This is a genomic window from Nocardioides sp., assembly GCF_031422975.1.
Classification (GTDB): domain Bacteria; phylum Actinomycetota; class Actinomycetes; order Propionibacteriales; family Nocardioidaceae; genus Nocardioides.
This window is the reverse complement of sequence record NZ_JANPEO010000141.1, coordinates 1-3,289: the sequence shown is the minus strand read 5'-3', so window position 1 is coordinate 3,289 and position 3,289 is coordinate 1. Positions and strand designations below refer to the sequence as shown.

Annotated in this window: 6 protein-coding genes; 4 read left to right on the top strand and 2 right to left on the bottom strand. The window is 68.1% G+C overall.

The genetic code is table 11. The features are described from left to right. From RMO85_RS04515 to RMO85_RS04500, 4 genes are all read left to right on the top strand, one after another. Nucleotides 1–550: phosphotransferase (locus RMO85_RS04515; RefSeq protein ID WP_310526743.1), on the top strand; the 550-nt coding region annotated here is incomplete at its 5' end. A gap of 86 nt (nucleotides 551–636) precedes the next feature. Further along, nucleotides 637–870 carry a ribbon-helix-helix protein, CopG family gene (locus RMO85_RS04510; RefSeq protein WP_310526742.1) on the top strand — a complete coding sequence of 78 codons (234 nt, stop codon included), beginning with the start codon at nucleotides 637–639 and terminating at the stop codon, nucleotides 868–870. Next, entirely contained in the window at nucleotides 867–1,109 is a 243-nt protein-coding gene (locus tag RMO85_RS04505) for a hypothetical protein (RefSeq protein WP_310526741.1), read from the top strand. The genes RMO85_RS04510 and RMO85_RS04505 overlap by 4 nt, the downstream gene beginning before the upstream one ends. 175 nt (nucleotides 1,110–1,284) lie before the next feature. Next, nucleotides 1,285–1,440 (top strand): hypothetical protein, encoded by a 156-nt coding sequence (locus tag RMO85_RS04500; protein WP_310526740.1) that lies wholly within the window; start codon nucleotides 1,285–1,287, stop codon nucleotides 1,438–1,440. Nucleotides 1,441–1,558: 118 nt separating this feature from the next. Here the strand turns inward: RMO85_RS04500 and RMO85_RS04495 are convergent, their stop codons facing one another. Both RMO85_RS04495 and RMO85_RS04490 read right to left on the bottom strand, forming a co-directional pair. Continuing rightward, entirely contained in the window at nucleotides 1,559–2,260 is a 702-nt protein-coding gene (locus RMO85_RS04495; RefSeq protein ID WP_310526739.1) for a response regulator transcription factor, read from the bottom strand. Beyond that, complete coding sequence (locus RMO85_RS04490; protein WP_310526738.1) at nucleotides 2,260–3,189, bottom strand: histidine kinase; 930 nt, start codon at nucleotides 3,187–3,189, stop codon at nucleotides 2,260–2,262. Before RMO85_RS04490 ends, RMO85_RS04495 begins: the two co-directional genes overlap by 1 nt. Nucleotides 3,190–3,289 lie beyond the last annotated feature (100 nt).

Genomic DNA, 3,289 nt, shown 5'->3' with positions numbered 1-3,289 from the left:
CGCCGATCTGGGACACGACCTGGCCGCGGTGGTAAGGGGCTTGCGGAGTGCGGCCGTGCCTGATGCACCCGCCCGCCAGGACGGTGGGCGGGGCGGGCCGCTCCGCGGGCTCGACGACCGGGTGCTCCGGTGGCTCGAGCGCGCGAACGGGCTGGTCGACGAGCGGGCCGTGCTACGCCTGTGGCGGAGGTGCTTGGAGGCCGCCGACGATGAGGTGCGACCGGTCCTGCTGCACGGCGACCTCATCCCCGGCAATCTTCTCGTGTCTGCTGGACGGTTGACCGCGGTCATCGACTGGGGCGGTCTCGGGGTCGGAGACCCCGCGCAGGACCTCGATCCGATCTGGTCCGTGCTCGACGAGGCCGGCGCGGTAGCGTTCCGCGAGGCGCTGGAGGTCGACGAAGCGAGCATGCTCCGGGCATGCGGCTTCGCCCTGGAGCAGGCCATCGGTGGAGTCATCTACTACACACCTCGCCAACACCCACTGGCCGCTGTCATGCAGCGCACACTGGGACGGCTGCTGTCGGGGCGAGACCTCCCCATCGACTAGCGACGGGTCGCGCAGGACACGCTCCGAGTGGCGATCGGCTTTCGGTCGCCGTGGAGCGCGTCTTAGTTTCGTTATACGATAAGGACGTGGTGACTGAGGAGCAGATCCAAGATTGGGCGGACGAGGCGGAGTCCGGCTACGACGTCGACGAGTTGAGACGGCGCGGACGAGGTCGTCCTGGACGCGGAGCCGAGCCGATGCAGGTGGTTGCTGTCCGGCTGACCACCGAGGAGTTGGCGTCGCTTGATGCCGCCGCTGCCAAGAACGACATGAGCAGGTCCGAGGCCATCCGGGCTGCACTGGCCCGTCTCGGGGCGTGAAGGTCCACCCGAGCGCGCTCAAGCACGGCGTCTCGACCGAGGACGCCATACAGGCAGCTGAGTGGTCGCTCTGGATCGAACCGCTCGATGGAGACGGCCCGCCAGAGCGGGAACTGCGACTCGGGTTCGACACCAACGCGCGGCTGTTGGAGACCGTCGTTCTGGTCTTTTCAAGTGGCGAGGAGATGGTCATTCACGCCATGCCGGCGCGCAAGCAGTACCTGGACCTGCTGCCCTAGCCTCACGAGCAAAGTCGGGCGAAGACGCTGCACCGTCACGTGCCTCTCGAGCGTCGATTGCGCACTCGGTCGAGCGCACTCTGCCGTTGCGGTCATGGGGATCGCGGCGCCTGCTGGAGGGGTCGGTTGTTCGCCCGATGTCCGAGCCGGCTGCGTCCCGCGGCTTGGCCGGGACATGGTCAACTCTTGGCGCGGTCTGCTGCTCGGTGACGACGTCGTTGCGAGCTTCGATCACGGGCTCGCCTTCTACGTCGTGGGCTCTCTGGTGTGGTCAGTGGCGCTGCTCGCGGTCGCCGCGCCACTCGTGCTGCGCGCCTACCGCAAAGACTGAGCAGCCTCGTGCGGGCTCATCCCGAAGGTTTCGCCGATGCCGTCCGCTGGTGGCCCTCTCCTCGCGTGCGCATCGAGGGTGCGTGGGGCCGAGAGAACCATCTGAGCGACGTTACGGCTCACTCCTGGGAGCTTGCTTCTTCAACCCGTTGCGCTGCTGGCTGGCTGGTGGGCTGGGGTTGGACCACGCCGGCGTCGTAGGCTGCGATCACCGCTTGGACCCGGTCGCGTACACCAAGTTTGCGTAGCACGTTGGAGACGTGGCTCTTGATGGTCGCCTCGCTGAGGGATAGCCGCCCCGCGAGCTCGGTGTTGGACAGTCCCCCGGCGAGGAGCCGCAGGACGTCGAGTTCGCGAGCGGTGAGGGTGCTGGTCGCTGCAGCGTGCGGCGAGGGTTCGCCCTGGATGAACCGGTCGAGGAGCCGGCCGGTGACGCTGGGCCCCAGCAGTGCGTTGCCATCTGAGACGAGCCGGATTCCCTCGACCAGGTCGCGTGGTCGCACGTCTTTGAGGAGGAATCCACTCGCGCCTGCTCGCAGTGCGGCGTAGACGTATTCGTCGAGATCGAACGTGGTGAGGACGAGGATGCGGGTGGGGCTGCCCGAGGCGACGATCTGTCGGGTGGCCTCGATCCCGTCCATCTCCGGCATCCGGATGTCCATCAAGACGACGTCGGGCTGCAGCTCGGAGGTGAGGCGCACTGCCTCGGTGCCATTTTCGGCTTCGGCGACGACGCTGAGGTCGGGGCGACGGTCGACGATGAGGCGGAACCCGCTGCGTACCAGAGCCTGGTCATCGGCGATGACCACCCGGATCGGCATCAAGCCCGCTCGATCGGGATCTGGGCACGAACGACGAAGCCACCGCCCGGCGAGGGCGTGGCGCTCAGGTCCCCGCCGAGCATCGTGACCCGTTCGCGCATCCCGATGAGCCCATTTCCATGAGGGCTGCCCCTTCCTGTCCCGTTGCTTGCCCCGTTGCTGGGTCTGCTTCCGTTGTCGCGGATTTCGAGTTCGAGTCGTTCGCCGTAGCGAACAAGGACGCGTACCTGGGTCGCTCCGGCATGTTTGAGGGTATTGGTCAGGGCTTCTTGCACGATTCGGTAGGCCGACAGTTCCACGGCGGCCGCCAGGGGCCTCGAATCTCCCGTGATGTCGAGTGCGACCGGCAGGCCGGCACTCCGCACGCGCTCCACCAAGGGGCCTAGCTGGCGAATGGTTGGTTGCGGCTCGAGTTCTGCTGCTCCTTCGCGCAGGGCACCGACCACGCGGCGAAGGTCACCTAGCGCCGAGCGGGCAACCGTCGCGATGGCCGCGACCGGTTCGCGGGCCGGGCTGGGCTCGTCCTCGAGTGCGTCCTCGGCCGCGGCGGCTTGCACCGCGATCACGCTCAGCGCATGCGCAACGATGTCGTGGAGCTCTCGCGCGATCCGGGCTTGCTCCTCGGCGGCGGCGCGGCGTGCCTGCGCCTCCTGCTCACGCTCGAGTCGGTCTGCCTTCTCCTCCAGCTCGTGCACGTAGGCGCGCCGGCTACCGATGCTGTCGCCGAGCAGCCACGCGGCGGCGAGGAACACGACCCGCCAGGCGATATCGCCAGGGCGGACGTGCGACTCGGTGGCCTCGGCAGCGCCTACCGCGATGATCGAGGCGATCCCGATCAGGACCGCGAACCGCCGCCGCGACGTCGTAGCGACCGTGTAGAGCGCAACTGCGAGCTGCAAGGGCACGAACCACGCATTCAGCGCGACCATCGTGACCGTGGCTGCCGCGACCAGCGTGAGGACTGCGAGGGGGTGCCGACGACGCCACAGCAGGGGAACGGTCGCGGCAAGCGCCAGCGTCCCGCGGAGA

Coding starts and splice junctions, on each gene's coding strand:
- RMO85_RS04500 (WP_310526740.1), top strand. CDS start 1,285: ATGGTCAACTCTTGGCGCGGTCTGCTGCTCGGTGACGACGTCGTTGCG.
- RMO85_RS04495 (WP_310526739.1), bottom strand. CDS start 2,260: ATGCCGATCCGGGTGGTCATCGCCGATGACCAGGCTCTGGTACGCAGC.
- RMO85_RS04490 (WP_310526738.1), bottom strand. CDS start 3,189: ATGGTCGCGCTGAATGCGTGGTTCGTGCCCTTGCAGCTCGCAGTTGCG.